The sequence below is a fragment of the Methylobacterium sp. Leaf465 genome, from assembly GCF_001424705.1.
Lineage (GTDB): Bacteria > Pseudomonadota > Alphaproteobacteria > Rhizobiales > Beijerinckiaceae > Methylobacterium.
This window is the reverse complement of record NZ_LMRA01000001.1, coordinates 73,293-97,850: the sequence shown is the minus strand read 5'-3', so window position 1 is coordinate 97,850 and position 24,558 is coordinate 73,293. Positions and strand designations below refer to the sequence as shown.

At 70.3% G+C, this 24,558-nt stretch carries 25 protein-coding genes; 9 read left to right on the top strand and 16 right to left on the bottom strand.

What is annotated here, in order from left to right:
- Positions 1 to 232: 232 nt before the first annotated feature.
- Together ASG51_RS00380 and ASG51_RS00375 are read left to right on the top strand one after the other, a co-directional pair.
- Positions 233 to 1,399, top strand: coding sequence for a type III PLP-dependent enzyme (locus ASG51_RS00380; protein ID WP_056272887.1), 1,167 nt, complete (start codon positions 233 to 235; stop codon positions 1,397 to 1,399).
- Positions 1,400 to 1,554: 155 nt separating this feature from the next.
- On the top strand, positions 1,555 to 2,124 hold the full coding sequence (locus ASG51_RS00375; protein ID WP_056378379.1) for an N-acetyltransferase: 570 nt from the start codon (positions 1,555 to 1,557) through the stop codon (positions 2,122 to 2,124).
- A gap of 24 nt (positions 2,125 to 2,148) precedes the next feature.
- On the opposite strand, the gene ASG51_RS24540 is transcribed toward ASG51_RS00375, so the two are convergent.
- Entirely contained in the window at positions 2,149 to 2,325 is a 177-nt protein-coding gene (locus ASG51_RS24540; RefSeq protein ID WP_200917634.1) for a hypothetical protein, read from the bottom strand.
- 320 nt (positions 2,326 to 2,645) lie between these two features.
- On the opposite strand from ASG51_RS24540, the gene ASG51_RS00370 reads away from it, so the two are divergent.
- From ASG51_RS00370 to ASG51_RS00355, 4 genes are all read left to right on the top strand, one after another.
- Positions 2,646 to 4,091: a homospermidine synthase gene (locus ASG51_RS00370; RefSeq protein WP_056378377.1), complete on the top strand. Its 1,446-nt coding sequence runs from the start codon at positions 2,646 to 2,648 to the stop codon at positions 4,089 to 4,091.
- Positions 4,092 to 4,243: 152 nt separating this feature from the next.
- Positions 4,244 to 4,588, top strand: a complete 345-nt coding sequence (locus ASG51_RS00365; RefSeq protein ID WP_056210929.1) for a hypothetical protein — start codon at positions 4,244 to 4,246, stop codon at positions 4,586 to 4,588.
- Positions 4,589 to 4,612: 24 nt separating this feature from the next.
- Positions 4,613 to 5,455 carry a DUF1206 domain-containing protein gene (locus tag ASG51_RS00360; protein WP_056210927.1) on the top strand — a complete coding sequence of 281 codons (843 nt, stop codon included), beginning with the start codon at positions 4,613 to 4,615 and terminating at the stop codon, positions 5,453 to 5,455.
- Positions 5,456 to 5,565: 110 nt separating this feature from the next.
- On the top strand, positions 5,566 to 5,901 hold the full coding sequence (locus ASG51_RS00355) for a hypothetical protein (protein WP_056378374.1): 336 nt from the start codon (positions 5,566 to 5,568) through the stop codon (positions 5,899 to 5,901).
- Positions 5,902 to 5,962: 61 nt separating this feature from the next.
- On the opposite strand, the gene ASG51_RS00350 is transcribed toward ASG51_RS00355, so the two are convergent.
- From ASG51_RS00350 to leuD, 4 genes are all read right to left on the bottom strand, one after another.
- On the bottom strand, positions 5,963 to 6,886 hold the full coding sequence (locus ASG51_RS00350) for an NAD-dependent epimerase/dehydratase family protein (RefSeq protein ID WP_056378372.1): 924 nt from the start codon (positions 6,884 to 6,886) through the stop codon (positions 5,963 to 5,965).
- A 14-nt stretch (positions 6,887 to 6,900) separates the two neighbouring features.
- Positions 6,901 to 7,287, bottom strand: coding sequence for a RidA family protein (locus ASG51_RS00345; RefSeq protein WP_056378370.1), 387 nt, complete (start codon positions 7,285 to 7,287; stop codon positions 6,901 to 6,903).
- Positions 7,284 to 8,489, bottom strand: coding sequence for a lytic murein transglycosylase (locus tag ASG51_RS00340; protein ID WP_082487790.1), 1,206 nt, complete (start codon positions 8,487 to 8,489; stop codon positions 7,284 to 7,286). Before ASG51_RS00340 ends, ASG51_RS00345 begins: the two co-directional genes overlap by 4 nt.
- A 171-nt stretch (positions 8,490 to 8,660) precedes the next feature.
- On the bottom strand, positions 8,661 to 9,263 hold the full coding sequence (leuD, locus tag ASG51_RS00335) for a 3-isopropylmalate dehydratase small subunit (RefSeq protein WP_056378367.1): 603 nt from the start codon (positions 9,261 to 9,263) through the stop codon (positions 8,661 to 8,663).
- A 177-nt stretch (positions 9,264 to 9,440) separates the two neighbouring features.
- Between leuD and ASG51_RS24535 the strand changes: the two genes are divergently transcribed.
- The gene (locus tag ASG51_RS24535; protein ID WP_200917632.1) at positions 9,441 to 9,608 is read left to right on the top strand and encodes a hypothetical protein; all 168 of its coding nucleotides are present in this window, start codon (positions 9,441 to 9,443) and stop codon (positions 9,606 to 9,608) included.
- Positions 9,609 to 9,662: 54 nt separating this feature from the next.
- Here the strand turns inward: ASG51_RS24535 and ccrA are convergent, their stop codons facing one another.
- Entirely contained in the window at positions 9,663 to 10,940 is a 1,278-nt protein-coding gene (gene ccrA, locus ASG51_RS00330; protein ID WP_056210916.1) for a crotonyl-CoA carboxylase/reductase, read from the bottom strand.
- A gap of 598 nt (positions 10,941 to 11,538) precedes the next feature.
- Between ccrA and ASG51_RS00325 the strand changes: the two genes are divergently transcribed.
- Positions 11,539 to 13,605, top strand: coding sequence for a protein meaA (locus tag ASG51_RS00325; RefSeq protein ID WP_056353648.1), 2,067 nt, complete (start codon positions 11,539 to 11,541; stop codon positions 13,603 to 13,605).
- Positions 13,606 to 13,726: 121 nt separating this feature from the next.
- Here ASG51_RS00325 and ASG51_RS00320 read toward each other — a convergent pair whose 3' ends face one another.
- The 10 genes from ASG51_RS00320 to ASG51_RS00275 all read right to left on the bottom strand — a co-directional run bounded on the left by ASG51_RS00320 (position 13,727) and on the right by ASG51_RS00275 (position 23,749).
- Positions 13,727 to 14,902: an MFS transporter gene (locus ASG51_RS00320; protein WP_244480031.1), complete on the bottom strand. Its 1,176-nt coding sequence runs from the start codon at positions 14,900 to 14,902 to the stop codon at positions 13,727 to 13,729.
- Complete coding sequence (gene lnt / locus ASG51_RS00315) at positions 14,899 to 16,575, bottom strand: apolipoprotein N-acyltransferase (RefSeq protein ID WP_056378365.1); 1,677 nt, start codon at positions 16,573 to 16,575, stop codon at positions 14,899 to 14,901. The genes ASG51_RS00320 and lnt overlap by 4 nt, the downstream gene beginning before the upstream one ends.
- A gap of 10 nt (positions 16,576 to 16,585) precedes the next feature.
- Complete coding sequence (locus tag ASG51_RS00310; protein WP_056353641.1) at positions 16,586 to 17,698, bottom strand: hemolysin family protein; 1,113 nt, start codon at positions 17,696 to 17,698, stop codon at positions 16,586 to 16,588.
- A 36-nt stretch (positions 17,699 to 17,734) separates the two neighbouring features.
- Positions 17,735 to 18,277, bottom strand: coding sequence for an rRNA maturation RNase YbeY (gene ybeY, locus ASG51_RS00305; RefSeq protein WP_056378363.1), 543 nt, complete (start codon positions 18,275 to 18,277; stop codon positions 17,735 to 17,737).
- Positions 18,274 to 19,383 carry a PhoH family protein gene (locus tag ASG51_RS00300; RefSeq protein ID WP_156389511.1) on the bottom strand — a complete coding sequence of 370 codons (1,110 nt, stop codon included), beginning with the start codon at positions 19,381 to 19,383 and terminating at the stop codon, positions 18,274 to 18,276. The genes ybeY and ASG51_RS00300 overlap by 4 nt, the downstream gene beginning before the upstream one ends.
- Positions 19,384 to 19,530: 147 nt before the next feature.
- Complete coding sequence (miaB, locus tag ASG51_RS00295) at positions 19,531 to 20,871, bottom strand: tRNA (N6-isopentenyl adenosine(37)-C2)-methylthiotransferase MiaB (RefSeq protein ID WP_056378361.1); 1,341 nt, start codon at positions 20,869 to 20,871, stop codon at positions 19,531 to 19,533.
- On the bottom strand, positions 20,868 to 21,800 hold the full coding sequence (locus tag ASG51_RS00290; RefSeq protein ID WP_082513808.1) for a lysophospholipid acyltransferase family protein: 933 nt from the start codon (positions 21,798 to 21,800) through the stop codon (positions 20,868 to 20,870). The genes miaB and ASG51_RS00290 overlap by 4 nt, the downstream gene beginning before the upstream one ends.
- Positions 21,801 to 21,827: 27 nt before the next feature.
- Positions 21,828 to 22,349, bottom strand: a complete 522-nt coding sequence (locus ASG51_RS00285) for a GNAT family N-acetyltransferase (protein WP_056272923.1) — start codon at positions 22,347 to 22,349, stop codon at positions 21,828 to 21,830.
- On the bottom strand, positions 22,346 to 23,023 hold the full coding sequence (gene tsaB, locus ASG51_RS00280) for a tRNA (adenosine(37)-N6)-threonylcarbamoyltransferase complex dimerization subunit type 1 TsaB (RefSeq protein WP_056210900.1): 678 nt from the start codon (positions 23,021 to 23,023) through the stop codon (positions 22,346 to 22,348). The genes ASG51_RS00285 and tsaB overlap by 4 nt, the downstream gene beginning before the upstream one ends.
- 159 nt (positions 23,024 to 23,182) lie before the next feature.
- Positions 23,183 to 23,749, bottom strand: coding sequence for a NifU family protein (locus tag ASG51_RS00275; RefSeq protein WP_056353627.1), 567 nt, complete (start codon positions 23,747 to 23,749; stop codon positions 23,183 to 23,185).
- Positions 23,750 to 24,017: 268 nt separating this feature from the next.
- Here ASG51_RS00275 and rplS point away from each other — a divergent pair, with 268 nt between their 5' ends.
- On the top strand, positions 24,018 to 24,473 hold the full coding sequence (rplS, locus tag ASG51_RS00270; protein ID WP_056210896.1) for a 50S ribosomal protein L19: 456 nt from the start codon (positions 24,018 to 24,020) through the stop codon (positions 24,471 to 24,473).
- Positions 24,474 to 24,558: the final 85 nt, after the last annotated feature.

The window sequence follows — 24,558 nt, the reverse complement described above, 5'->3', positions numbered from 1 at the left end:
CAAAGGCCGGCACCGAAGAGGCTTGTTTCTCTTTGCCCGGCGTGCGGTGGGGGTCCTCCCTTCCAATCCAAGGCAGCTTCCGGGTGCTCTCGCGCCCGCTGCGCTTCGCGTGTCTCCAAAGCACGCGGTGCGTCGCGACGCAGCGCCCCCAGACGCCGGACGGCTCACGTCGTCCTGACATTCGACAGCGCGCCCCTTGAGGGCGGCCGCGAACCTGTGGGTTGGAACGACCATGACCGATCGTATCCGCGATTTCCTCCGCGCACGCCGCGACATGGGCCAGGACGAGGGCCCGGTGATGGTGCTCGACCTCGAGGTCGTGCGCGACAACTACACCGCGTTCGCCCGTGCCCTGCCGGACACCCGGGTATTCTACGCCGTGAAGGCGAACCCGGCCCCCGAGGTCCTGCGCCTCCTCGCCGAGATGGGCTCCTGCTTCGACACGGCCTCGGTGGTCGAGGTGGAGATGGCGCTCGCCGCCGGTGCCACCGCCGACCGCGTCTCCTTCGGCAACACCATCAAGAAGGAGCGCTGCATCACCCGCGCGCTCAAGCTCGGCGTGCGCCTCTTCGCCGTCGATTGCCAGGCCGAGGTCGAGAAGATCGCCCGGGCCGCCGAGGCCGCGGGCGTCGCGGCTGCCGATGTGCAGGTGTTCTGCCGCATCCTCTGCGACGGGGCCGGGGCCGAATGGCCGCTGTCGCGCAAGTTCGGCTGCGTGCCGGAGATGGCCGTCGACGTGCTGGAGCACGCCCACCGCCAGGGTCTCACGGCCTATGGCGTCTCGTTTCACGTCGGCTCGCAGCAGGGCAACACCGATGCCTGGGACGGCGCGCTCGCCTCCGCCGCCGCGATCTTCGAGGAGTGTGCCCTGCGCGGCATCAGCCTGTCGATGGTCAATCTCGGTGGCGGCTTCCCGACCAAGTACCTCAAGGCGGTCCCGGGCGTGGAATCGTACGGCGACGCGATCTTCCGCGCCCTGACCAAGCATTTCGGCAACCACATGCCGGAGACCATCATCGAGCCGGGTCGCGGCATGGTCGGCAATGCCGGCGTGATCGAAGCCGAGGTGGTGCTGGTCTCGAAGAAGTCCGACGCCGAGGACGAGGTGCGCTGGGTCTACCTCGACATCGGCAAGTTCGGCGGCCTGGCCGAGACCATGGACGAGTCGATCCGCTACGCGATCCGCACCGAGCATGACGAGGACCGCATGGCGCCCTGCGTACTCGCCGGCCCGACCTGCGACTCGGCGGACGTTCTCTACGAGAAGGTGCCCTACCCGCTGCCGGTGTCGCTCTCCATTGGCGACAAGGTGCTGATCGAGGGGGCCGGCGCCTACACCACGACCTACGCGGCGGTCGCCTTCAACGGTTTCCCGCCCCTTCAGCAATACGTCATCTAAACGCCTTCACGGTCACGACGCGAATGCCGGGCATTCCCCATGGGGACGCCCGGCGTTGAAACTCTCCACGCCCGTCCCGTTCAGGCTGGCGGCCCCGGCCGCAGCCCGAACGGATTCGTCCTGTCGCCTGCCCAACGTTCGGGAGGGGTGCGGCCTTGGTCCAGATCCGTGATGAAGTGGAAGGCGACGTCGTCGCCCGCGAGCACCTCCTCGACGCCTGCTTCGGCGAGGCACGCCGTCTGAAGACGTCCGAGCGCCTGCGTGAGGGTCGGCTTCCTGCGGAGGGCCTCGCCCTTGCCGCCGAGCAGGACGGTCGCGTCGTCGGCACCTGCCGTCTCTGGCATGTCGAGGCGGGTTTCCGGCGTCCGGCCCTGCTGCTCGGGCCGTTGGCGGTCGACCCGGCGATCCAGGGGCTCGGCCTCGGATCGATCCTTATGCGGGCAGCCCTGCGTCGCGCGGAGCGTCTCGGGCACGGCGCGGTGCTGCTGATGGGGGACGCGCCCTACTATGCGCGCTTCGGCTTCTCGGCGGAGCGTGCGGAGGGGCTGTTCATGCCCGGTCCGTTCGCGCGCGAGCGCTTCCTCGGCCTGGAACTGCGTCCCGGCGCGCTGGCCGGCGCACGGGGCATCCTGCGGGCTTCGGGCGCCTGGGATCAGGCGGCGCCCATCCCCCTGGGGCCGGCGGTGACCGAGATCGGCGCGGAGTCCCGACGACGGGTCGCCTGACGGCCGTTCCGGCGCAGCCGCCGGTTAGATCGCAGTGTGATAGTCGGTCTTGGCAGCGAGGTCGCAGCGGCGCTGAAAGGCGGCCTCGTGGCGACGCGTCACCGCGCGAAGCAGCGAGGCGGCGAGCGTGATGATGCCGGGATCGCGGTCGATGGGCTCGTCGACCGGAGCGGCGAGGCGCGAGGCGATGAGTGCGAGCATGGCAGATGTCCGTGGCGTCGAAGGGGCGGACGCTTCCTCGTCTAGGGTCGCTCTTGTTCTGTTGCAGTGCAATATCGGTTGGTGGAACCGCGCTCGCAATGCGCCGAGATGGGATGTCGCCCTGCGTGCAGGGCATGCGCCACTTCAATCTTCCGTAAGACTTGGTGCATGGCGCATGACGCGGTCGCGTCCTGGCGGTTGACCGCCGGAGCCGCAAACGTCACTGAGCCCGTCGCTTGTTCGTCATTTGCGCCGCCTAAGGCATGCGGTCGCCGTGCGACGACTGAAAACGACACGTCTCTGAGAAGGACATCACGCCCATGACCGAAGCCGCCACCACCTGGCCCGTCCACGGCCGCATCACCGGCCCCATCGTGATGATCGGCTTCGGCTCCATCGGACGCGGCACGCTCCCGCTGATCGAGCGACACTTCGCCTACGACAAGGCCCGCTTCACGGTCATCGAGCCGTCCGACGCGCACAAGGCCCTGGCCGATCAGCACGGCCTGCGCTTCGAGCAGGTCGCGCTGACCAAGGAAAACTACCGCGAGATCCTGACGCCCCTGCTCACCGAGGGCGGCGGCCAGGGCTTCTGTGTGAACCTCTCGGTCGACACCTCGTCGCGGGCGATCATGGAGCTGTGCCGCGAACTCGGCGCCTTCTACATCGACACCGTGGCGGAGCCCTGGCCGGGCTTCTACTTCGACAAGACCAAGAGCCAGGGCGACCGCACCAACTACGCTCTGCGCCAGGAGATCCTGGACGCCCGCACCGCGAACCCCGGCGGCATCACCGCCGTGTCGTGCTGCGGCGCCAATCCCGGCATGGTGTCGTGGTTCGTGAAGCAGGCCCTCCTCAACGTCGCCGGCGATCTCGGGCTGAAGATCTCCGAGCCGAAGGACCGCGCCGGTTGGGCCGCGCTCATGCGCGAGGTCGGCGTCAAGGGCGTCCACATCGCCGAACGCGACACCCAGCGCGCCAAGTCGGCCAAGCCCATGGGCGTCTTCGTCAACACCTGGTCGGTGGAGGGCTTCGTCTCCGAGGGCAACCAGCCGGCCGAGCTCGGTTGGGGCACCCACGAGACCTGGAAGCCGGAGAACGCCCGTGAGCAGGAGAAGGGGTCGCGCTGCGCGATCTACCTGCTCCAGCCCGGCGCCGACACCCGCGTGCGCTCCTGGACGCCGACCGCCCAGTCGCAGTTCGGCTTCCTCGTGACCCACAACGAGGCCGTCTCGATCTCCGACTACTACACGGTGCTGGAGGGCGAGCGCGCCGCCTACCGCCCGACCTGCCACTACGCCTATCACCCGGCCAACGACGCGGTCCTGTCGCTTCACGAGATGTTCGGGAACGGCGGCAAGGTGCAGGAGCAGCACCACATCCTCGACGAGACCGAGATCGTGGACGGCATCGACGAGCTCGGCGTCCTCCTCTACGGCCACGCCAAGAACGCCTACTGGTACGGCTCGCAGCTCTCCATCGAGGAGACCCGGCGCATCGCCCCCTACCAGAACGCCACGGGCCTGCAGGTCACCTCGGCGGTGCTCGCCGGCATGGTCTGGGCCCTGGAGAACCCGGAGGCCGGCATCGTCGAGGCCGACGAGATGGACTTCCGGCGCTGCCTCGAGGTGCAGACGCCGTATCTCGGCCCTGTCGTCGGGGTCTACACCGACTGGACCCCGCTGACCGGCCGCCCGGGCTTGTTCCCCGAGGACATCGACACCAGCGATCCCTGGCAGTTCCGCAACGTGCTCGTGCACGGCTGAGCCACCCTGTCGTCGCGTCCCCGGCACGGCTTCCGCGCCGGGGACGCGAGCGATGCATCGAAGCCCGTTGTGCCCGGGACTGACGGACGGCTACGATGGCGTTGCGCTGCGAGGCGCACCATCTTCGTCTCCAGCCAGGACTGAGCCGCCCGGTGCCCCACTTCGAAGATTTCTACGCCAACAAGCTGCGCGGTTCGCTCGGGGTGACCGATGCGGAATCGGTCCTCGACCTGCGCGAGACCAATCGTCCGACCGCGGAGGCCTCCCTCGCGGACATGCTGGAACGCAGTCGCTTCGGGAAGGGCAAGACGGTGGCGATCCGCCTGGCTCCACCGCCGGAGGGCGGGGGCGAAACCCTGTTCCAGCCGATCGGGCGCCTGCTCCTCGACGCGAAGCGCAAGGGCCTCGTCGATCGCCTGCAGACCCTCCCGGCCGGCGACGGTCTCGGGTTCTACGTGGCACTATCCGGCAAGGCTGTGCGTTCCTCCGACGGATAACGTCGCGCGACCCCGGGAAACCCCTTGCTCACCCTCGGACACAACACCATCGAGCGCGTCGCTCGATTCGGCTACGGCGCCCGCGGCATCGTCTACTGCATCGTCGGGGGGCTGGCCGTGCTGGCCGCCATCGGCCAGGGCGGCCGTGCCGGCGACAGCGAGAGTGCGCTCCGCTGGGTCCTCGCCGGACCGTTCGGCGTGGTGCTCGTCGGTTTGATCGCGGCCGGGCTGCTGGGATTCGCCGTCTGGCGCTTCATCGAGGGCCTCACCGATGCCGACCGGCGCGGGACCTCGCTGAAGGGCCTGACCGTCCGGCTCGCCCATCTCCTGAGCGCCGCGATCTATACCGGCCTCGCCATCACAGCCGCGAGCCTCGCCCTCGGCCTCGGGCGCGGGGGCGGCGACGCCGCCCAGGATTGGACGGCCTGGCTTCTGGCCAAGCCCTTCGGCCTGTGGCTCGTGGGCCTGATCGGCCTCGGGGTGATGGGGGGCGGTGTCGCCTTCCTGGTCAAGGCGTTCAAGGGCGACGTCACCGATCGCCTGAAGCTCGATGCCGACCATTGCCGCTGGGCCAAGCCCGTGGGCCAGTTCGGGTACGCCGCCCGGGGCGTCGCCTTCCTGATCATCGGCGGGTTCTTCATCGCGGCGGCCTGGTATCAGGCTTCTTCGGAGGTCAAGGGTCTGGCCGGCGCCTTCGCGGCTTTGCGCGCGCAACCCTATGGCTGGGTGCTGCTCGCCATCGTGGCCGCGGGCCACTTCGCCTTCGGCGCTTTCGGCCTCATCCAGGCGCGCTTCCGCCACATCGACGCGCCGGACATCGACCAGACCGACGACGCCGTGGCCGCAGCGATTCGCGCGGTACGCTGATGCTGCTCAGGAACAAATTCAGACCCGCGTCGATTGAGGCCCCAAACTGAAGGATGCGCAGCGCCGGCAATGGATCGAGGCGGCGCGCCTGTCAGAGAGGGGAAGACATCATGCGAATTTGTTCGACGCGCCTGGTTGGCAGCCTCGTGGCCCTGGGCCTTGGCCTGTCCGCCGCTCCCGCTTTCGCCCAGGGCATCTCCATCGGTCCCGGCGGCGTCCAGGTCGATCCGGGCTACCGCCGCGGCTACGACGATCGCGGCCCGCCGCGCAGCGAGCTGACGCGCGGTGAGGCCGCCCGCATCGCCCGCCGCGAGGGTCTGGTGGATGTCGACGGCGTCGACCGCCGCGGCCCGCGCCTGATCGTCCGCGGTTCGGACCGCCGGGGCGACGACATCTCCGTCGTTCTCGACAGCCGGTCCGGCGACGTGCTCGACGTCCGCCGCTGAGCCGGCAGACCGCGAAAAATTTCGCATCGGTCGAGGCCCGGCAGGCGATGCCGGGCCTTCGTCATGTCTGGCTGCGGGCGAAGCGTTCCAGACCGTCCCGCGCCGTGCCCTCCGGCCTCCATCCCAGCGAGGCCAATCCATCCGCGCGCGCGACGAGGCTGGTCGAGAGGCGGGCATAGGCCGCCTCCTGTCCGGCCATCCGACAGGCGAGCCCCAGCAACACGGACGGCGTCGGCAGAAGGCCGGCGCTTCGTCCGAAGCCGGCCCGCAACGCCGTGACCATCTCGCCCGGCGTCAGCGGGTCGGGCTCGGCCACGATGAGCGGGCGACGCAAGGGACCGGGCGCTTCGAGCGCCACGGCAACCGCCTGCGCCAGCGATTCCACCGAGACGAGGGAGCGGCGGCCCCTGAGGCTGGCGAGGGGCAGCGGCATGGCGGAGCGCGCCAGTTGCAGAAGGGTCGCGACGTTGCCCTTCACGCCGGCGCCATAGACCAGCACGGGGCGCAGGGCGACCCAGTCGAGCCCCGTCTCGGCCAGGGCCGCCTCGGCCGCGAGCTTCGAGCGCCCGTAGGCGTCGGTCGGGGCGGCCAGATCGGACTCCGTCACGATCCCGGCCGCTGAGATCCCGGTCTGCGCCCGGATCGAGGACAGGAAGACGAAGCGTTGGACCCGGGCGCGAACCGCGGCCTCGGCGAGCCGCAGGGTCGCTTCGGTATTGGACGACCGGAAATCGTCCTCGGGCGTGCCCGACATGGTCAGCGACAATCCGGCGGAATGCACCACCGCGTCGACCCCTGCGAGGGCCGCGGCCATGTTCATCGGCCGGGTCAGGTCGCCGACGACGGCGCTGCTCGCGCCCTCCGCGACCTCGACCGGCCGACGGAGCAGGACGCGCACCCGAAAGCCGCGCTGCGACAGGCTTCGCAGCAGGTGCCGCCCGATGAAGCCCGTGGCGCCGGTGAGTGCGATCAGCGGCCCACCCATGGGACGAACCCCTCCTACGGCAGCAGCGCCGTGACCTCGATCTCGACCTTCATCTCGGGACGCAACAGGCCGGCGACGATCACGATCGTGGCGGCGGGCCGGATCTCAGCCAGGTTCCGGCCGCAGACCCCGAGTACCGCCTCGGCCTCCGTTCGATCCGTCACGTAGTAGGTTGCCCGCACGATGTCCGCGAGCCCGGCCCCGGCCTGCCCCAGGACGTCGCCGATGGTGCGCCAGCAGGCCTCGGCCTGGTCGGCCGCCGAGACCGGCATCGTCATCGTGGCATAGTCGTAGCCGGTGGTGCCGGCCACGAAGACGAAGCCGCCTTGCACCACGGCGCGGGAATAGCCGTAGGCCGACTCGAAGGGCGAGCCGGAGTCGATCAGGCGGCGTGTGCTCATCCGCGTCGCAGCGCCTCCAGAACCTTGGCCCCGGGCCGGCCGGTGGGCGGCATGCCGAGGCTGCGCTCGACCTCCTTAATGGCGTCGCGGGTCTTGGACCCGACCTTACCGTCCGGCTCGCCGACGTCGAAGCCTCGCTTGGTCAGGCGGGCCTGCAGGTCGCGGCGCTCGGCCCGCGACAGCGGCGGATCGTCGGTGGGCCAGTCGGCCTGGATGCCGCCGCGACCGCGGAGGCGGTCGGACAGCACCGCGATGGCGAGACCGTAGGATTCGGCGGCGTTGTAGGAATAGAGCGCGTCGAAGTTCTTCGTCACCAGGAAGGCCGGTCCGTCGATGCCGGCCGGAAGCAGGATACCGGCAGGTCCCTCGCCCGAGAGTGGACGGCCGTCGATGCGGGTGACGCCGAGGGAGGCCCAGTGGGCGATCGCCTTCTTGTTCTTGCGCCCCGCCGCGCCGGCATTGAAGCCGCGCGGCACCTTCACCTCGTAACCCCAGGGCTGGCCGTTGTTCCACTTGGCCACGCGCAGGAAGTTCGCCGTGGAGGCAACCGCGTCCGGCACCGAATCGACGAGGTCGCGGCGCCCGTCGCCGTCCCCGTCGACGGCGAGGCGCTGATAGGTCGTGGGCATGAACTGGGTCTGCCCGAAGGCGCCGGCCCAGGAGCCGTTCAAGCGGGAGGGATCGATATCGCCGCGCTCGATGATCTTCAGGGTCGCCATCAGCTCGCCCTTGAAGAACTCCTTCCGGCGATGATTGGCGCAGATCAGGGTGGCAAAGGACTGCACCAGCGGCATCTTGCCGAGGTTCTTCCCGAAGTTCGACTCGACGCCCCAGACCGCCGCGATGGTGTGCCGGTCGACGCCGTAGCGAGCCTCCGCATTGGCCAGGGCCTGCGCGTGCTGGCGCATGGCGGCCTTGCCATCGTCGACGCGCTCCTCGTCCACGAGGGCGGCCATGTAGTCCCAGATCGGCGTCTTGAACTCGGGCTGAGCCTGAGAGAGTTCCAGCACCTTCTCGTCGTAGGTGATCCCGGCCGTCGCCGCACGGAAGGTCTGGGCCGAGATGCCCTGCGCGGCGGCCTGCGCCTGCAGGCTGCCGAGGCAATCCTGGAAGTCGGCCCGGGCCGGGGCGCAGATCGCCAGGAGGGCCGCGGCCGCTCCGCAGGAGAGGGTCGCCGTCTTACCCGATCGGCCGAATGCCATCGTGTTCTCCGCCAATGCGTTCGTCGAAACTGTGATCGCCGATTCAGGCGATACCAGGGTTAACGAACGGTTGAGGCCGGAGCGGAATGCTCCGGGGCGGTCGCCCTCCGGACCCGGCCACCCCGAGCCCAACCGCGCTGCGATCGGGCGGAGGGCCGGGTTCGCCCGAATTCAGGCCAAGCCGCGCGCGGCGAGCTTCTCTTCGTAGGCGTCGATGGCGGGCGCCCGCTTCAGGGTCAGGCCGATCTCGTCGAGGCCGTTCAGGAGGCTCTCCTTGCGGCCGGGATCGATGTCGAAGTGCAGGGTGCCGCCGTCGGGCCCCTTGATGGTCTGGGCCTCGAGATCCACCGACAGGGTCGCGTTGGAGCCACGCTCCGCATCCTCGAACAGCTTCTCCAGGTCTTCCGGCGAGACCGTGATCGCCAGGATGCCGTTCTTGGCGCAGTTGTTGAAGAAGATGTCGGCGAAGCTCGTGGAGATGACGCAGCGGATGCCGAAATCGGTCAGAGCCCAGGGCGCGTGCTCGCGCGACGAGCCGCAGCCGAAATTGTCGCCGACCACGAGGATCCTGGCGTTGCGGTAGGCCGGCTTGTTCAGGACGAAATCCGGGTTCTCGGAGCCGTCGTCGTGGTAGCGCATTTCCGAGAACAGGCCCTTGCCGAGGCCGGTGCGCTTGATGGTCTTGAGATACTGCTTCGGGATGATCCGGTCGGTGTCGACGTTGATGATCCGCATGGGCGCCGCGACGCCCTCCAGGGTGATGAATTTTTCCATGATGCCGGTAGCCGTGGTCTCGCGATGCGCGGCGGCCTCTCCCAGGAACGGTCGGGGCGTCGCGCTTGGGCGATATCTAACAGCCAGGGGGCGCCCCTGAAAGACGGGGTCCGCGCGTCTCGCGATCGTCGCGCATCGAGCGTATGCTCCCTGTTCGGCACGACACGAGGGGCGGCGATGACCGAGACCACCAACCAGTTCAAGAAAGCGCCCAAGCGCAAGAAGGAGAAAGCGCGCTCGGTGACAGTGTCGCCCGAGATGCGCCAAGCCTACGCGGACCTGATCAAGCAGAAGGAAGAGCGTGAGGAATACGCAAAACACCTGCCCTCCGAGAAGGGCAGGTGAGGGTCGCTCCGAGCCCGCCCGCCGAAACGGGCGGGCCGTGATGGCTTCAGTCGCCTAGCGCTTTCCGGCCTCGATCACGTCCTCGACCGTGCGCAGGCCGGCGCGGGGGGCGTTGACGAGGCAGGCCATGTTGCCCGGGGCGTGCTGGTTCTTCCACATCTTGGTGTGGGCCTGGGGGATCTTCTCCCAGGGGAAGACCTCGCTCATGCACGGGTCGATGCGCTGGTCGAGGACGAACTGGTTGGCGGCCGAGGCTTGCTTCAGGTGGGCGAAGTGAGAGCCCTGGATGCGCTTCTGGCGCATCCAGACGTAGCGGGCGTCGAAGGTGATGTTGAAGCCCGTGGTGCCGGCACAGAACACGATCATGCCGCCGCGCTTGGCCACCAGGGTCGAGACCGGGAAGGTCGACTCGCCCGGATGCTCGAACACGATGTCGACGTCATTGCCCTTGCCGGTGATGTCCCAGATCGCCTTGCCGAACTTGCGGGCTTCCTTGAGCCAGGTGTTGTACTCAGGCGAGTTCACCTTCGGCAGCTGGCCCCAGCAGTCGAATTCCTTGCGGTTGATCACGCCCTTGGCGCCCAGGCTCATGACGTAGTCGCGCTTGGAATCGTCGGAGATCACCGCGATGGCGTTGGCGCCCGAGGCGGCGCAGAGCTGCACGGCGAACACGCCGAGACCGCCCGAGGCGCCCCAGACCAGGACGTTCTGGCCCGGGCGCACGGTGTGCGGGGCGTGACCGAACAGCATGCGGTAGGCGGTAGCGAGGGTCAGCGTGTAGCAGGCCGCCTCCTCCCAGGTCAGGTGCTTGGGGCGCACCATGAGCTGGCGCGACTGCACCCGGCAGAACTGGGCGAAGGAGCCGTCGCCGGTCTCGTAACCCCAGATGCGCTGGGAGGGGGAGAACATCGGGTCGCCGCCGTTGCACTCCTCGTCGTCGCCGTCGTCGCGGTTGCAGTGGACGATGACCTCGTCGCCGACCTTCCAGCGCTTCACCTTGGCGCCGACCTTCCAGACGATGCCGGAGGCGTCCGAGCCGGCAATATGGTACTCGCCCTTGTGCACGTCGAAGGGCGAGATCGGCTCGCCGAGGCCCGCCCAGACGCCGTTGTAGTTCACGCCGGCGGCCATGACGTAGACCAGCACCTCGTCGTCGCCGATTTCCCAGACGGGCAGAACCTCGAGCTGGTGCGACTGCTCGGGCGGCCCGTGCCGCTCGCGCCGGATCGCCCAGGCGTACATCTTCGCCGGCACGTGCCCGAGGGGCGGCACTTCGCCCATCTCGTACAGGTCCTTCAGTTCCGTCGTGCTCGACGCAGCGCTCGCGGCCATCTTGGCTCTCCCCGTCACTTCTTGTGCTGCTCGCTATATCGGCGAACCGAGAGCCGTCCAAGAGCCCGAACCGCCCAAGAATCTTTTCGGCTGAGGCCAAGAAACCTTCACGCCCACAAGAAGAGGCCACTTCTTGAGCCGACGGCATCCTGTATTCAATATTCTCGTGATGCACCGGGCCTTTAGCGCCCTTCGTACATAGGCTTATCTGCCCGTGGCCCACCTCCCGACGATCTGCCGCCCGCGGCAGCGCCGCGATACGGCCCGACGCCGCCTTGTACCAATGTCCAATTCGCGGATGTGCGACGGGGCTACCCGACCCACCCAGCTTTGCGGAAGTTGTCCACAGGTCGCTGGGATCGCCCCCGGAAGGCCGGGCTGCGGCACCAGGGTTGGACCGCACGGTCCCCCCGATGGGCGGCACGTTTCCGTGAGTTCAAGGGCGTCGACGAGACCGCGCGGACCTGGGCTGCCGCGGATGGTCTTTGGTGCTGATGACGTGGCGAACGCGCTTCGCTAGGGTGCGCCGCAAGTGATCGACAGCAGTCAAATGCAATTTGAGATCACATCAAATTCAGTCTTGAGGGAGTGTTCCGGGATGAGCGGACAGGCAGCGGTCGCCGAGACCAAGCGCGACAAGCCGTGGATCATCCGCACCTATGCGGGTCATTCCAATGCCAAGGAGTCGAACGCGCTCTATCGCGGCAACCTGGCCAAGGGACAGACCGGCCTCTCGGTGGCCTTCGATCTGCCGACCCAGACCGGCTACGACCCTGACCACGAGCTCGCCCGGGGGGAAGTCGGCAAGGTCGGCGTGTCGATCGCGCATCTCGGCGACATGCGGACCCTGTTCGACCAGATTCCGCTGCAGCAGATGAACACCTCAATGACGATCAACGCCACGGCGCCGTGGCTGCTGTCGCTCTATCTCGCGGTGGCCGAGGAGCAGGGCGCGCCGTTCGCAGGGCTTCAGGGCACCACCCAGAACGACATCATCAAGGAATACCTCTCGCGGGGCACCTACGTGTTCCCGCCCGCGCCGTCCCTCCGGCTGACCAAGGACGTGATCCTGTTCACGACCAAGGAAGTGCCGAAGTGGAACCCGATGAACGTCTGCTCCTACCACCTGCAGGAGGCCGGGGCGACGCCGGTGCAGGAGCTGTCCTACGCGCTTGCCATCGCCATCGCGGTGCTCGACACCGTGCGCGACGACCCCGATTTCGACGAGGCCAGCTTCGCCGACGTGTTCAGCCGGATCTCGTTCTTCGTGAACGCGGGCATGCGGTTCGTCACCGAGATCTGCAAGATGCGGGCGTTCTCCGAGCTTTGGGATGAGATCGCCCAGGAGCGCTACGGCATCACCGATCCGAAGAAGCGGATCTTCCGCTACGGCGTTCAGGTGAACTCGCTCGGACTGACCGAGCAGCAGCCCGAGAACAACGTCCACCGCATCCTCATCGAGATGCTCGCCGTGACCCTGTCGAAGCGGGCGCGCGCCCGCGCCGTGCAGCTGCCGGCCTGGAACGAGGCCCTCGGCCTGCCGCGCCCCTGGGACCAGCAATGGTCGATGCGCATGCAGCAGATCCTCGCCTTCGAGACCGACCTCCTGGAATACGACGACATCTTCGACGGCTCGAAGGTCATCGACGCCAAGGTCGAGGCCCTGAAGGCCGAGACCCGTCAGGCTCTCGAAGAGATCGGCGGCATCGGTGGCGCCGTGGCGGCGGTTGAGACCGGCGCCCTCAAGCGCGCCCTGGTGGAATCCAACGCCCGGCGCATCTCGGCCATCGAGGCCGGCGATCAGGTCGTGGTCGGCGTGAACAAGTTCCAGGCCGGCGAACCCTCGCCCCTCACCGCCGGCGAGGGCGCGATCTTCACCGTCTCCGAGACGGTGGAGATGGAGGCCGAGCAGCGCATCCGCGAGTGGCGGTCCAAGCGCGACGGCAAGGCGGTGGAGACCGCCCTCGACGCGCTCGAGGCTGCGGCGCGCTCGGGCGCCAACATCATGCCGGTCTCGATCGCGGCGGCGAAGGCCGGCGTCACCACCGGCGAGTGGGGCGGGCGCCTGCGCCAGGTCTTCGGCGAGTACCGCGCCCCCACCGGCGTCACCCTGGAGACCATCTCCTCGGGGGCGGCCCAGGACGCCAAGCTCCTGATCGCCGATCTCGGCGAGCGTCTCGGCGAGACCCCGAAGCTGGTGGTCGGCAAGCCCGGCCTCGACGGCCATTCCAACGGCGCCGAGCAGATCGCGCTGCGCGCCCGCGACGTCGGCTTCGACGTGACCTACGACGGCATCCGCCAGACCCCGGCCGAAATCGTCGCCAAGGCCAAGTCGACCGGCGCCCACGTGGTCGGCCTGTCCATCCTCTCGGGCAGCCACGTACCGCTGGTGCGGGACGTCCGGGCCAAGATGCGCGAGGCCGGCCTCGACCACATCCCGCTGGTGGTCGGCGGCATCATCTCGCCCGACGACGAACTGGTGCTCAAGAACATGGGCGTCACGGCGGTCTACACCCCGAAGGACTACGTCCTCGACACCATCATGGTGGGCATCGCCAAGGTGGTGGAGCGCGCCCTCGACAAGCGCGCCGCCGAGCAGGCCGATGCCAAGGCCGGCATCGCGGGCGCGACCCCGCGCGGCGACACGTCTGAAAAGGTGTTCTGACGAACCACGCTCACGCGTCGCCCTCCTGCATGACGCAGAGGGCGCCGCGCTCCGGGCGCGCCCGGACGGGAGCGTGATCGCTCCCGGCGCCGCGGGGCGACGGCGGTCGGCCCTCCGCCCGTCAGGCCTTGCCCACGTAGCGGTCGCGCCCCGCGCCCAGGCTGCACAGGAAGGCGCCGGCCGCGATGGTGCAGAACAGGGCCGTCGAGGCGGCCCAGGTGCCCGTCAAGTCGTGCGCCAGCCCGAAGCTCAAGGGCCCGAGGGACGCCACCGTATATCCGACGCTCTGGGACATCGCCGCGAGGCTGCCGGCGGTGGCCGGATCGCGGGCGCGCAGGACGATGATCGTGAGGCCGAGGCCGAACAGGCCGCCGAGGCCGGCTCCGAGCAGCATCCCGATCGGCAGGGCCCAGGCGAGCGGGCCGTAGACCAGGGCGACGAGGGCCAGCACGCAGAGGGCGAGCAGGCCCGCCGCGAAGCCCCGCTGATCGCGGACCCGGGCCGCGAAGGACGGCACCAGGAGCGCGGCCGGCGCCTGCCCGATGCTCATCAGCGAGGACACGAAGCCCGCTTCCACCGCGCTGAGCCCCCGATCGTGCAGCACCAGGGGCAGCCAGCCGAACATGATGTAGGCCAGCGACGATTGCAGGCCCATGAAGCCGGTGACCTGCCACGCGAGACGATCGCGCCATAGGGAGATCCGCCGCGCCGCGCCGGGGGCGGTCTCAGGTGCCCGGGCGAAGGGGGCCCAGGCGAGGGTGGCCGCCAGGGCAGGCACGGCCCAGAGGGCGAGCGCGGCGGGCCAGCCGCCGAGCCCGTCGGCGAGGGGCACCGACAGGCCTGCGCCCGCCGCGGCGCCGAGGCAGAGCACCATGGTGTAGAGACCGGTGACGACGCCCGTCAGGCCCGGGAAGTCGCGCTTGACCAGGCCCGGCAGCAGCACGCCCGAGAGACCGATCCCAAGGGCGGCGAGGCAGGCGCCAACGAAGAGCGGTCCCAGCCCCCCGAGGCCGCGCAGGCCGGAGCCGAGGGCGACCACCGCCACGGCGAGGAGCACGCCGCGATCGGAGCCGAGGCGCCGCATCACCCAGGGGCCGAGGGTGCAGGCGAGGCCGATGCAGAGCACCGGGAGCGTGGTGAGCAGCGCCGCCCCGGCCGCACTCAGGGCCGTTTCGGCCCGGATGCGCTCGAGGAGCGGGCCGACGGTCGTCAGGGCCGGACGCATGTTGAAGGCGACCAGCATGATGCCGAGACCGAGAAGGATCGGGCGGGCCGTGATCCGCAGGGTGGTCTTCAAGCGCTTCGCCGCCGTGCCGCCAGGAGGGTCAGGAAGGATCCGACCCAGACCAGACCGAAGGGCAGGTCGCCGAGGCGGGCATAGAGGGTCCGGCCCGGCAGGCGCGCCGGAAGATCGGCGTCGAGGACGCCCTCGACGCCCAGCGGCAGGCTGGCGGTGATCCGGCCATGGGCGTCGATCACGGCCGAGATGCCGGTATTGGCGTCGCGGACCAGGGGGAGCCCTTCCTCCACGGCGCGCAGGCGCGCCTGGGCGAGGTGCTGGCGCGGCCCCGGCGTGTCGCCGAACCAGGCGTCATTGGTGAGGTTGAGGATCAGCCCCGGCACCGGCGGCGGACCGTTCGGCGTCGCGCCGGGCACGATCGCCCCCGGAAAGATCGCCTCGTAGCAGATCGTCGCCGCCACCGGCGGCAGGCCCGGCACGGTCATGATCCGCTGGGTCGCCCGGTCACCCGCCGTGAAGCCCCCCGGAATCGAGACGAACTGCCGGATGTGCAGGGCGCGCAGGGTCGCGTCGAGGGGGCCCGGCAGGTACTCGCCGAAGGGGACCAGATGAACCTTGTCGTAGATATCGCCGAATTTGGGTCCGGCGGAGAGCGTCAGGATGCTGTTGAAGAAGCGCGGTCGCTCGTCGCCCACCGGCACCTCGGCCCGGGCCGCGCCGGTGATGAGCTGCTTGCCCGGCGGGAACGCGGCGGCGATCCGGGCCAGGGCCTCGGGGTCGCGCTGGATCAGGAACGGGAAGGCGGATTCCGGCCAGATCACGTGGGTGACGTCGGCGATGCCGGTGCGGTCGGGCGCGGCGGCGCGGTCGCTGAGTTCGAGGTAGCGGTCGAGGATGTCCTGGCGGTTCTCGGGCCGGAACTTGGCGTCCTGGTTCAGGTTCGGCTGGACGAGGCGCAGGCGCACGCCCTGGACCACCGGATCCGCGATAGCCGGCACCCGCCGGGCGCCGAAGCCCGCGAGCCCCGCGAGGGCGAGAGCGGCGAGGCCGAGGGGAACGAAGCGGCCGCGCCACGTCTCGGCGACCGCCAGGGTCGCGGGCGCGGCCGCGACGAGGATCGCCAGGACGGTCAGGCCGTAGAGGCCGACCACGGCCGCGCCCTGCATCAGCCAGAGGTTCTGGCCGAGCGCCATGCCCAGGGTGTTCCAGGGGAAGCCGGTGAAGAGATGCCCGCGCAGCCACTCGCAGGCGGAGAGGCCGAGCGCGAGGCTGACGAGGCGCAGCGCCCCCCGCGACCAGAGCAGGCGGGCCAGCGCGAAGCCGAAGGCGTAGAACAGGGCGAGCACCGCCGGCAGGCCGACGACGCCGAGGGGCAGGGCCCAGAGGAATTCCTCGGCCTCCACCAGGAACGCGGAGCCGAGCCACCACAGGCCGGCGGTGAGGTAGCCGAAGCCCCAGGCCCAGCCGATCACCGCGCTCGCGAGAACCGCGCCGCGGGTGGCCCGGCGCCCCGTGGCAGCTCCGTCGACGAGCCAGACGGCGACGCTCAGGGAGACCACGAGGGCGGGGAACAGCCCGAAGGGCGGCATGGCGAGGGCGCCCAGCGCGCCGGAGGCCATCGCGACGGCGAGGCGGCGCCAGCCGGCGGTCAGCATGACCCACTGGGCCAGGGCGGCGAGCGGTCCCGTCGCCGGACCGCGCCCGGCGCGGTCCGCGAGGATCGAGGTCATGCCGACTCCGTCACGCGGCCGGCGATTCGGGCGCGGGCTTCGGGGCGGGCAGCGCCAGAGGCACCACCGCGGTGATGCGGGCGTCGCCGCGCTGCAGGCGCAGGCGCTTCACCCGGCGCGGATCGGCGTCGAGCACCTCGAATTCGAGATCGCCCGGTCCGCTGATGAGCTCGCCCCGGGAGGGCACCCGCCCCGCGAGGGTCACGATCAGACCGCCGATGGTGTCGATCTCCTCGGCCATCTCCCCGACGGCCGCTACGAGGTCGACACCGCTCGCGGCCGAGACCTCGGCGAGGCCGGCCCGGGCATCGGCCACGAAGACGTCGCCCTCCCCGTCGACGCGCTGGACGAGGTGTCCCTCGGCGACGTCGTGCTCGTCCTCGATGTCGCCCACCACCACCTCGATCAGATCCTCGATCGAGATCAGGCCGTCGGTGCCGCCGTACTCGTCGATGACGAGGGCCATGTGGGTGCGGGTCGCCTGCATCCGCACCAGAAGGTCGATGGCCGGCATCGAGGGCGGCACGAACAGCACGGGGCGCTGGATGCGGGTGGCGGCCAGGGTGGCCGAGAGGTCGACATTGGCGAGGTTGAGGGTGCGCAGGGCCCGCGCGCCCCGCCGCGCCCGGGGCGGCAGCACGGGGGCGGCCTCGCCCTCGGTCGCCGGGGCCGCGGGCGGCGTGCGACGGCTGCCGGCCTCAGCCCGGGCCGCGATGTGGTCGACGAAGTCGCGGATGTGGACCATGCCGCGGGGGTCGTCGAGGGTCTCGCCGTAGACCGGCAGGCGCGAATGCCCGGCCGTGCGGAACAGCTTCAGGAGATCGCCGAGGCTGGTCTCCATCGACACCGCGACGATGTCGGCCCGGGGGATCATCACGTCGTCGACCCGCACCTTGTGCAGGCCGAGGACGTTCTTGAGCATGGCGCGTTCGAGGGGCGAGAACGCGTTCTCGCCGGTGTCGGGCTCGGCCAGCGCGTCCTCGATGTCGTCGCGCAGCGAATCGCGTGGACGAAGGTGGAAGACGTGCAGGAGGCGGTCGTACCAGGGCTCGCGGGCCTGGCTCTCACCGTCGCCGGAACTGGGCGCGGCCTGGGCCGCGCCGCGACTTCGATCGTTTGTCATGTCTCTCTGATCTGGAGTGTCAGGCGGGATCGCCGCTCACGGGGCCGCTCGCTCGGCAGGCGGTTCTGCCGAAGAGGGGCCGGGCGCATAGGGATCGGGCACGCCGAGGGTACGGAGGGCCGCGACCTCGAGGGCTTCCATCGCGTCGGCATCCGCCTCGCCGGTCTCGTGGTCCTGACCAAGGAGGTGAAGGGTGCCATGGACGAGGAGATGGGCCAGATGATCGCTGAGCGGCTTCGACTGCTCCGCACTTTCGCGCAGCATCGTGTCATACGCAAGAACCACGTCGCCCAGGGGCACCGGCATGCCCGCATGGGCGGGTTGCGCCGGCGCCGGGAAGGACAGCACGTTGGTGGGCTTGTCCTTGCCGCGCCAGGTTCGATTCAGGTCCTGAACCACCGCGTCGGTGGCCAGCAGGATGCTGATCTCGACCGGCCCCTCGGGCGGCGCGGGGGCCACGGCGAGGCCGGCCTCGACGGCCCGAATCACGAAGGCTTCGAGGTCGGGCGCGACGCTCTCCCAGCGCGGGTCCTCGATCGCGACGTCGATCTCCGCCTCGCCGGCGCGGCCGGCGCTCACGACAGCGGCCTCCGGCGCGAGACCGTCTGGCGGTCGGCGTCGCCCTCCCCGTGGGCCGCGGCCTCGTAGGCGGTGACGATGCGGCGCACGAGGTCGTGGCGCACCACGTCGACGTCCCGGAAGGTGATGCGGCCGATGCCCTCGACGCCGTCGAGGACGCGCACCGCCTCGACGAGGCCGGATTTCTGGCCCGGCGGCAGGTCGATCTGGCTGGGATCACCGGTGATGATCATGCGGGAATTCTCACCGAGGCGGGTGAGGAACATCTTCATCTGCATGGACGTGGTGTTCTGCGCCTCGTCGAGGAGCACCACGGCGTTGGTCAGGGTGCGGCCGCGCATGAAGGCGAGGGGCGCGATCTCGATGACGCCGGTCTGCAGGCCGCGGTCGACGTGGCGGGCCTCCATGAAGTCGTAGAGGGCGTCGTAGATCGGCCGCAGGTAGGGGTCGACCTTCTCGCGCATGTCGCCGGGGAGAAAGCCGAGACGCTCGCCGGCCTCCACGGCGGGGCGCGACAGGATCAGGCGCTCCACGTGCCCCTGTTCCAGCAGCGACACGGCGTAGCCCACGGCGAGCCAGGTCTTGCCGGTGCCGGCCGGCCCTTCGGCGAAGACGAGCTCGTGGCTGCGCAGGGCCTTGATGTAGGCGTCCTGCGCCGCGTTGCGGGCACGCACCGCGCCGCGCTTGCGGGTGGCGAGCTGGTCGAACACGGCCCGGTCGGGCTCGGCGCTGACCTCCGCCGCCGGGAACAGGTTGCCCTGCTGCGTCGTCTCGTGGATCGCCCCGTCCACGTCGCCGAGGGTCAGGGGCAGGCCGCTCGCCTTCACCCGGGCATAAAGCCGCTCGAACACCTTGCGGGCCTTCTCGGCCGCCTCGACGCCGCCCTTGACCACGAGGTGGTTGCCGAGCGCGGTGGCGGTCACGGCTAGGCGCCGTTCGATATGCGCGACGTTCTGGTCGTACTGGCCGAAGACCAGGCTCGCGAGTCGATTGTCGTCGAAGGTCAGGGAGACCTCCTCGGTCTCGACCAGGCCCTCGATCCGCGCCGCCGGGCCGCGCCCGCGCAACGCGCCACCGCGTCCACTCGACCCTTCAGATCCCGGCACGCCGTCGTCCTTCATTCATTACAGGGGGTCCGCGCCAACCGTCCGAGGCCGCATCGCAGCGCAGATGATTCCGAGATGGTCGCCCGGGGCGCGCCGGACAGGGGCGGATCGGCGCGGCGTATCGACCGACGGGGCCGGAACGCGCCCTCAAGCCGCCGCCGCCGTGCCGCCGAGGGCCTCGCCGAACAGGCTGTTCGAGCCGGCGCGGATCACCCGCACCGGAACGACGGTGCCGATGGTGGAGGCCGGCGCGTCGAACTGGACCGGCAGGAGATGGGGCGTCTTGCCGGCGACCTGGCCGGGATGGCGGCCGGCCTTCTCCACCAGCACCTCGACCACGTGCCCCACCGCGGCCGCATTGAAGGCGTGGCGCTGCGCGTCGAGGAGGGCCTGGAGCGCGGCGAGGCGCTCGGACTTCACGGCTTCCGGCACGGCATCGGCGCTGTCGGCCGCCGGGGTACCGGGGCGCGGGCTGTACTTGAAGGAGAAGGCGCTGGCGAAGCCGATCTCGCGCACCAGCCGCATTGTGTCCTCGAACTCGGCGTCCGTCTCACCGGGGAAGCCGACGATGAAGTCGGAGGACAGGGCGATGTCGGGCCGGGCCGCGCGCACGCGCTCGATGATTCGGCGATAGGCGTCGCCGGTATGCTTGCGGTTCATCGCCTTGAGCACCCGGTCGGAGCCCGACTGCACCGGCAGGTGCAGGTAGGGCATCAGGGCCGGCAGGGTGCCGTGGGCGGCGATGAGGTCGTCGTTCATGTCGTTGGGATGGCTGGTGGTGTAGCGCAGGCGCAGGAGGCCCGGGAGGCGCTCCAGGGCGCGCATCAGCGCCGGCAGGGTCGCGCTCCCGCCGTCCTGGCCCAGGCCATGATAGGCGTTCACGTTCTGACCGATGAGGGTGATCTCGCGGACGCCGCCGCGCACCAGCTTCTCGGCCTCGGCCAGGATCGCGTCCACGGAGCGCGAGACCTCGGCGCCGCGGGTATAGGGCACGACGCAGAAGGCGCAGAACTTGTCGCAGCCCTCCTGCACGGTGAGGAAGGCCGTGACCCCGTGGGTGCGGCGGGCCGGCAGGTGGTCGAACTTGTCCTCGACCGGAAACTCGGTGTCGACCACGCGCTTCGTGGCCGAGCGCGCCAGCAGGTCCGGCAGGCGGTGATAGTTCTGCGGGCCGACCACCACGTCGACGGTGGGGGCGCGGGCCAGGATCTCGGCCCCTTCCGCCTGGGCGACGCAGCCGGCGACGACGATCCGGGTCTCGTGCCCGGCCTGGGCCCGCTCACCCTTGAGCACCCGCAGCCGGCCGAGCTCGGAATAGACCTTGTCGGCGGCCTTTTCGCGGATGTGGCAGGTGTTCAGGATGACGACGTCCGCCTCCTCCACCGCGTCGGTCGCCGCATAGCCCTCGGCACCCAGCACGTCCGCCATCCGGGCGGCGTCGTAGGCGTTCATCTGGCAGCCGTAGGATTTGACGTAGGCTTTCTTCAACGGTCCGATTCCGGTGACAGCACTTCCGCGCCGCGCATAGCACGGTTCGTCTGCGGCGTCGCGATCCCTCGCCCCGGCGATGCGCCATCCTTGATGCCGGGGCGTATCCGCGGACCCGACCAGACCGGCCCCAGGGGTGGCCGGCCGGTGACGCCGCGCTGGAGTGCGGCGCGCACCGAGGCCTCCGCCAGGGCGGTGGCGCGCTTGCGATCCGTGCCGGCCTCGACGGTGATCGGCGCGCCCCAGACCACGTGGACGTCGATGGGGCCGCCGTCGAAGAAGGCGGCGAGATGGGGCGCCAGTTCCATGTCCCCGTACCAGGCCACCTCCGGGCGCTGATGGCGGACGAGCGGCAGGCCGTTGCGGCGGGGATAGGTGATGGCGAGCGGCTGGAGCCGGATGCGGGCGGGCCCCTCCCCGGAGACCGCCGCGCGGGCGGCGCCGACCAGCGAGGAGCGGAACGGCAGCAGCCGGGTGCCGTCCCCGGTGGTGCCCTCCGCGAAGAGCACGATGAGGTCGCCGCGGCCGAGGCGCTGCGCCACCGTGGCGTTGACGGCGGCGGTGTCGGCCCGGCGCGCCCGGTCGATGAACACCGTGCGCTGCAGCCGCGCCAGGGTGCCGATGACGGGCCAGCCGGCGATCTCGGACTTCGCCACGAAGGACAGCGGCCGCAGGGAGCCGAGGACGATGATGTCGAGCCAGGAGACGTGGTTCGCCAGCACGAGCGCCGGTTCATCCGCCGCCGGCGGCGAGCCGCTCTGGGTCACCCGCAGGCCGAACAAGGCGACGAACACCTGGTGGAACAGCACCGGCATCCAGGCCGCGATCCGGCCGCGTCCGAAGCGCAGGCTGAGGAGGTGAGGCCCCACGATGGCGAGGAAGACCACGGCGCAGAGCGCCAGGCGGCAATACGCGCCGAGGCGGGACATCGGCTGGCTAGCGTGCGCCGGGTGGCGTCACGCCAGCACCGCCGTCATGGTCAGGGCCGTCGCGCGGGTTCCGTCGGCCCGGGTGTAGTACCCCGTCCGCTCGCCCACCTGCCGGAAGCCGTGGCGCGCGTAGAGCTTCAGGGCCGGCGCGTTGCCCTCGTCGACCTCGAGGTGGACCGTCCGGACGCCGGACTGGACGAGGTGCTCGAGATGGGCGGCGACGAGCTTGTGCGAGAGGCCGCCGCCGCGGGCGGCGGGCGCCAGCACGACGGTGAGGATCTCGGCCTCGTCGGCCACCCGGCGCGACAGGACGAAGCCCTGGATCGCACCGTTCTTCCACAGGGCATGCGCCTCGGTCGAGCGCTCGCACAGCATGCGCTCGAACTCGTACGCGTCCCAGGGCCGCGCGAAGGCGGTGGCGTGGATGCGCGCCAGGGCCCGCGCCTGGCCGGAATCCCGCAGCAGCGTGACGTAGGGCGCCGTGCCCCAGGCTTCCCACCAGGCGGACCAGATCTCGAAGGGCCAGAACGGCGTCAGCGAACGGGTCATCGGCGGGCGAGCCTCGCGTGGTCTTGCGGCTGGGCGTCGGGACCGCGGAGGTAGAGGGGACGCGCCAGCGCCTGGGCGGGGTCCGCCAGCATGCCGAGCGAGGCGACCCAGGCGATCTCGGCCGCGCCGGTGCCGGCGACCGCCACGTCGAGGCCCCGGGCCTTCGCCGCCTGGGCGACCAGGGGCGCGCCGGAGCCGACGAGGGTGACGACGCCGTCGAGCATCGCCGCCGCCTCGGTCACCGGGAGGTGGCTCGGCGGCACGACGATCCCGTCCGTCATGCTCATCGCCTGAAGGTAGACCGATCCGTGCCGGGCATCGATCGCGGCCACGATCAGGCCCTCGCCGTTCTGGGCGAGCAGGGGCGCCAGCAGGGCCGACAGGGTCGTGACGCCGACCACGGGGATGCCGGTGGCCAGCCCCACGGCCCGGGCGGCCGAGAGCCCCACCCGCAGGCCCGTGTAGCTGCCCGGCCCGACCGTCACGGCGACGCGGTCCAGGGCCTCGAAGCCGCCCTCGGCCCGGGCGACGACCCGCTCGATCATCGGCAGCAGCGCCTCCGCATGGCCGCGGCCGAGGACCATCGACTCGTGCGCGAGGAGATCGTCGGTCGAATCCGAGGCGATGCAGACGGAACAGGCGTCGAGCGCCGTGTCGATGGCGAGGATACGCAAACTCACTCCCGATCGTGCCACACTCCCGGACCGCGCGAAGGCGTCCGGGGCCACGACTTTAAGACAAAAACGGCCGCTCCGTCAGGGCGGAGCGGCCATCGTGGAGAAATTCGGGCGAACCTGTTGCGGCTTTGCGTCGGCCCGCCGGAATGTCGGGCCTCAGATCGCCTGGACTTCGCGGATCTCCGGCAGGAAGTGGCGGAACAGGTTCTGCACGCCGTTGCGCAGGGTCGCGGTGGAAGACGGGCAGCCCGAGCAGGCGCCCTTCATCTCCAGGTAGACCACGCCTTCCTTGTAGCCCCGGAAGGTGATGTCGCCGCCATCGCTGGCCACGGCGGGGCGCACGCGGGTCTCGAGCAGGTCCTTGATCGTCTCGACGGTCTCGAGGTCGGCCGGGTCGAAGAACTCCTCGGCGTCGTCGCTGCCGGCGACGTGGCCCTCGGCCAGGGGCGGGGCGCCGGACTGGAAGTGCTCCATGATGGCCCCGAGAACGGCCGGTTTCACCTGCGGCCACAGGTTGTCGTCCTCGGCCTTGGTGACCGAGATGAAGTCGTGACCGAGATAGACGCCCGAGACGCCGGGCACGTCGAAGAGCCGGCTCGCCAGGGGCGAGCGGGCGGCGGCCTCGGAATCGCGCGCCTCGAAGGTGCCCTCGGGCAGGACGACCCGGCCGGGCAGGAACTTCAGGGTGGCGGGGTTCGGAGTGGCTTCGGTCTGGATGAACATGGTGGACAGGATCCTCGTCCGCTGCGCCGGTTCAAGGCCGGCCGGGAATGGCGGCGGACGTCCCCGCCGCACCCTCCATGTGGACCGCGCGCGGGATTTTCTCAACCGCGTCCGCGCCACGCCGCCCGCGCGGGGGGACGTTCACCGGCCATTGGACAAGGGGCCGCACCTCGTGTAAGGCCCGCCTCAACTCAAAACAGGATGCCGAAATCCTGACGCACGCGGTCCCATCCGGGGGCCTCGGGCGCGCACCGGCAGGAACTTGACCATGAACATCATCCAGCAGCTGGAGCAGGAGCAGATCGCTTCGCTCGGCAAGACCATCCCCGATTTCCAGCCCGGCGACACGGTGACCGTGAATGTCAAGGTGAAGGAAGGCGAGCGCACCCGCGTGCAGGCCTACGAGGGCGTGTGCATCGGCCGCTCCGGCGGCGGCCTCAACGAGAGCTTCACCGTCCGCAAGATCTCCTACGGCGAGGGCGTCGAGCGCGTGTTTCCGCTCTACTCGCCGCTGATCGATTCGATTGCCGTCGTCCGTCGCGGCAAGGTGCGTCGCGCCAAGCTGTACTACCTGCGCGACCGTCGCGGGAAGTCCGCCCGCATCGTCGAGCGCGCCGACCGCCCCGCCGAGAAGGCCGCCAAGGCCGATGCCTCGAAGGCGAACAAGGACGCCCGCAAGGCCGAGAAGGCCGCCAAGAGCGCCGCGAAGACCGCCGCCGAGTAAGATTTGGGGTGAGACCCGGGCGGCGCACCGCGCCCCCGCCCCCGCCATCAGGCCCGCTCGAGCGATCGAGCGGGCCTTTTTTCGG

Excerpts from the sequence above, each read along its gene's own strand:
- ASG51_RS00380 (WP_056272887.1), top strand. The coding sequence starts at position 233 with ATGACCGATCGTATCCGCGATTTCCTCCGCGCACGCCGCGACATGGGC.
- ASG51_RS24540 (WP_200917634.1), bottom strand. The coding sequence starts at position 2,325 with ATGCTCGCACTCATCGCCTCGCGCCTCGCCGCTCCGGTCGACGAGCCC.
- ASG51_RS00370 (WP_056378377.1), top strand. The coding sequence starts at position 2,646 with ATGACCGAAGCCGCCACCACCTGGCCCGTCCACGGCCGCATCACCGGC.
- ASG51_RS00355 (WP_056378374.1), top strand. The coding sequence starts at position 5,566 with ATGCGAATTTGTTCGACGCGCCTGGTTGGCAGCCTCGTGGCCCTGGGC.
- ASG51_RS00350 (WP_056378372.1), bottom strand. The coding sequence starts at position 6,886 with ATGGGTGGGCCGCTGATCGCACTCACCGGCGCCACGGGCTTCATCGGG.
- ASG51_RS00345 (WP_056378370.1), bottom strand. The coding sequence starts at position 7,287 with ATGAGCACACGCCGCCTGATCGACTCCGGCTCGCCCTTCGAGTCGGCC.
- ASG51_RS00340 (WP_082487790.1), bottom strand. The coding sequence starts at position 8,489 with ATGGCATTCGGCCGATCGGGTAAGACGGCGACCCTCTCCTGCGGAGCG.
- leuD (WP_056378367.1), bottom strand. The coding sequence starts at position 9,263 with ATGGAAAAATTCATCACCCTGGAGGGCGTCGCGGCGCCCATGCGGATC.
- ASG51_RS24535 (WP_200917632.1), top strand. The coding sequence starts at position 9,441 with ATGACCGAGACCACCAACCAGTTCAAGAAAGCGCCCAAGCGCAAGAAG.
- ccrA (WP_056210916.1), bottom strand. The coding sequence starts at position 10,940 with ATGGCCGCGAGCGCTGCGTCGAGCACGACGGAACTGAAGGACCTGTAC.
- ASG51_RS00325 (WP_056353648.1), top strand. The coding sequence starts at position 11,539 with ATGAGCGGACAGGCAGCGGTCGCCGAGACCAAGCGCGACAAGCCGTGG.
- lnt (WP_056378365.1), bottom strand. The coding sequence starts at position 16,575 with ATGACCTCGATCCTCGCGGACCGCGCCGGGCGCGGTCCGGCGACGGGA.
- ASG51_RS00310 (WP_056353641.1), bottom strand. The coding sequence starts at position 17,698 with ATGACAAACGATCGAAGTCGCGGCGCGGCCCAGGCCGCGCCCAGTTCC.
- ASG51_RS00290 (WP_082513808.1), bottom strand. The coding sequence starts at position 21,800 with ATGTCCCGCCTCGGCGCGTATTGCCGCCTGGCGCTCTGCGCCGTGGTC.
- ASG51_RS00285 (WP_056272923.1), bottom strand. The coding sequence starts at position 22,349 with ATGACCCGTTCGCTGACGCCGTTCTGGCCCTTCGAGATCTGGTCCGCC.
- ASG51_RS00275 (WP_056353627.1), bottom strand. The coding sequence starts at position 23,749 with ATGTTCATCCAGACCGAAGCCACTCCGAACCCCGCCACCCTGAAGTTC.
- rplS (WP_056210896.1), top strand. The coding sequence starts at position 24,018 with ATGAACATCATCCAGCAGCTGGAGCAGGAGCAGATCGCTTCGCTCGGC.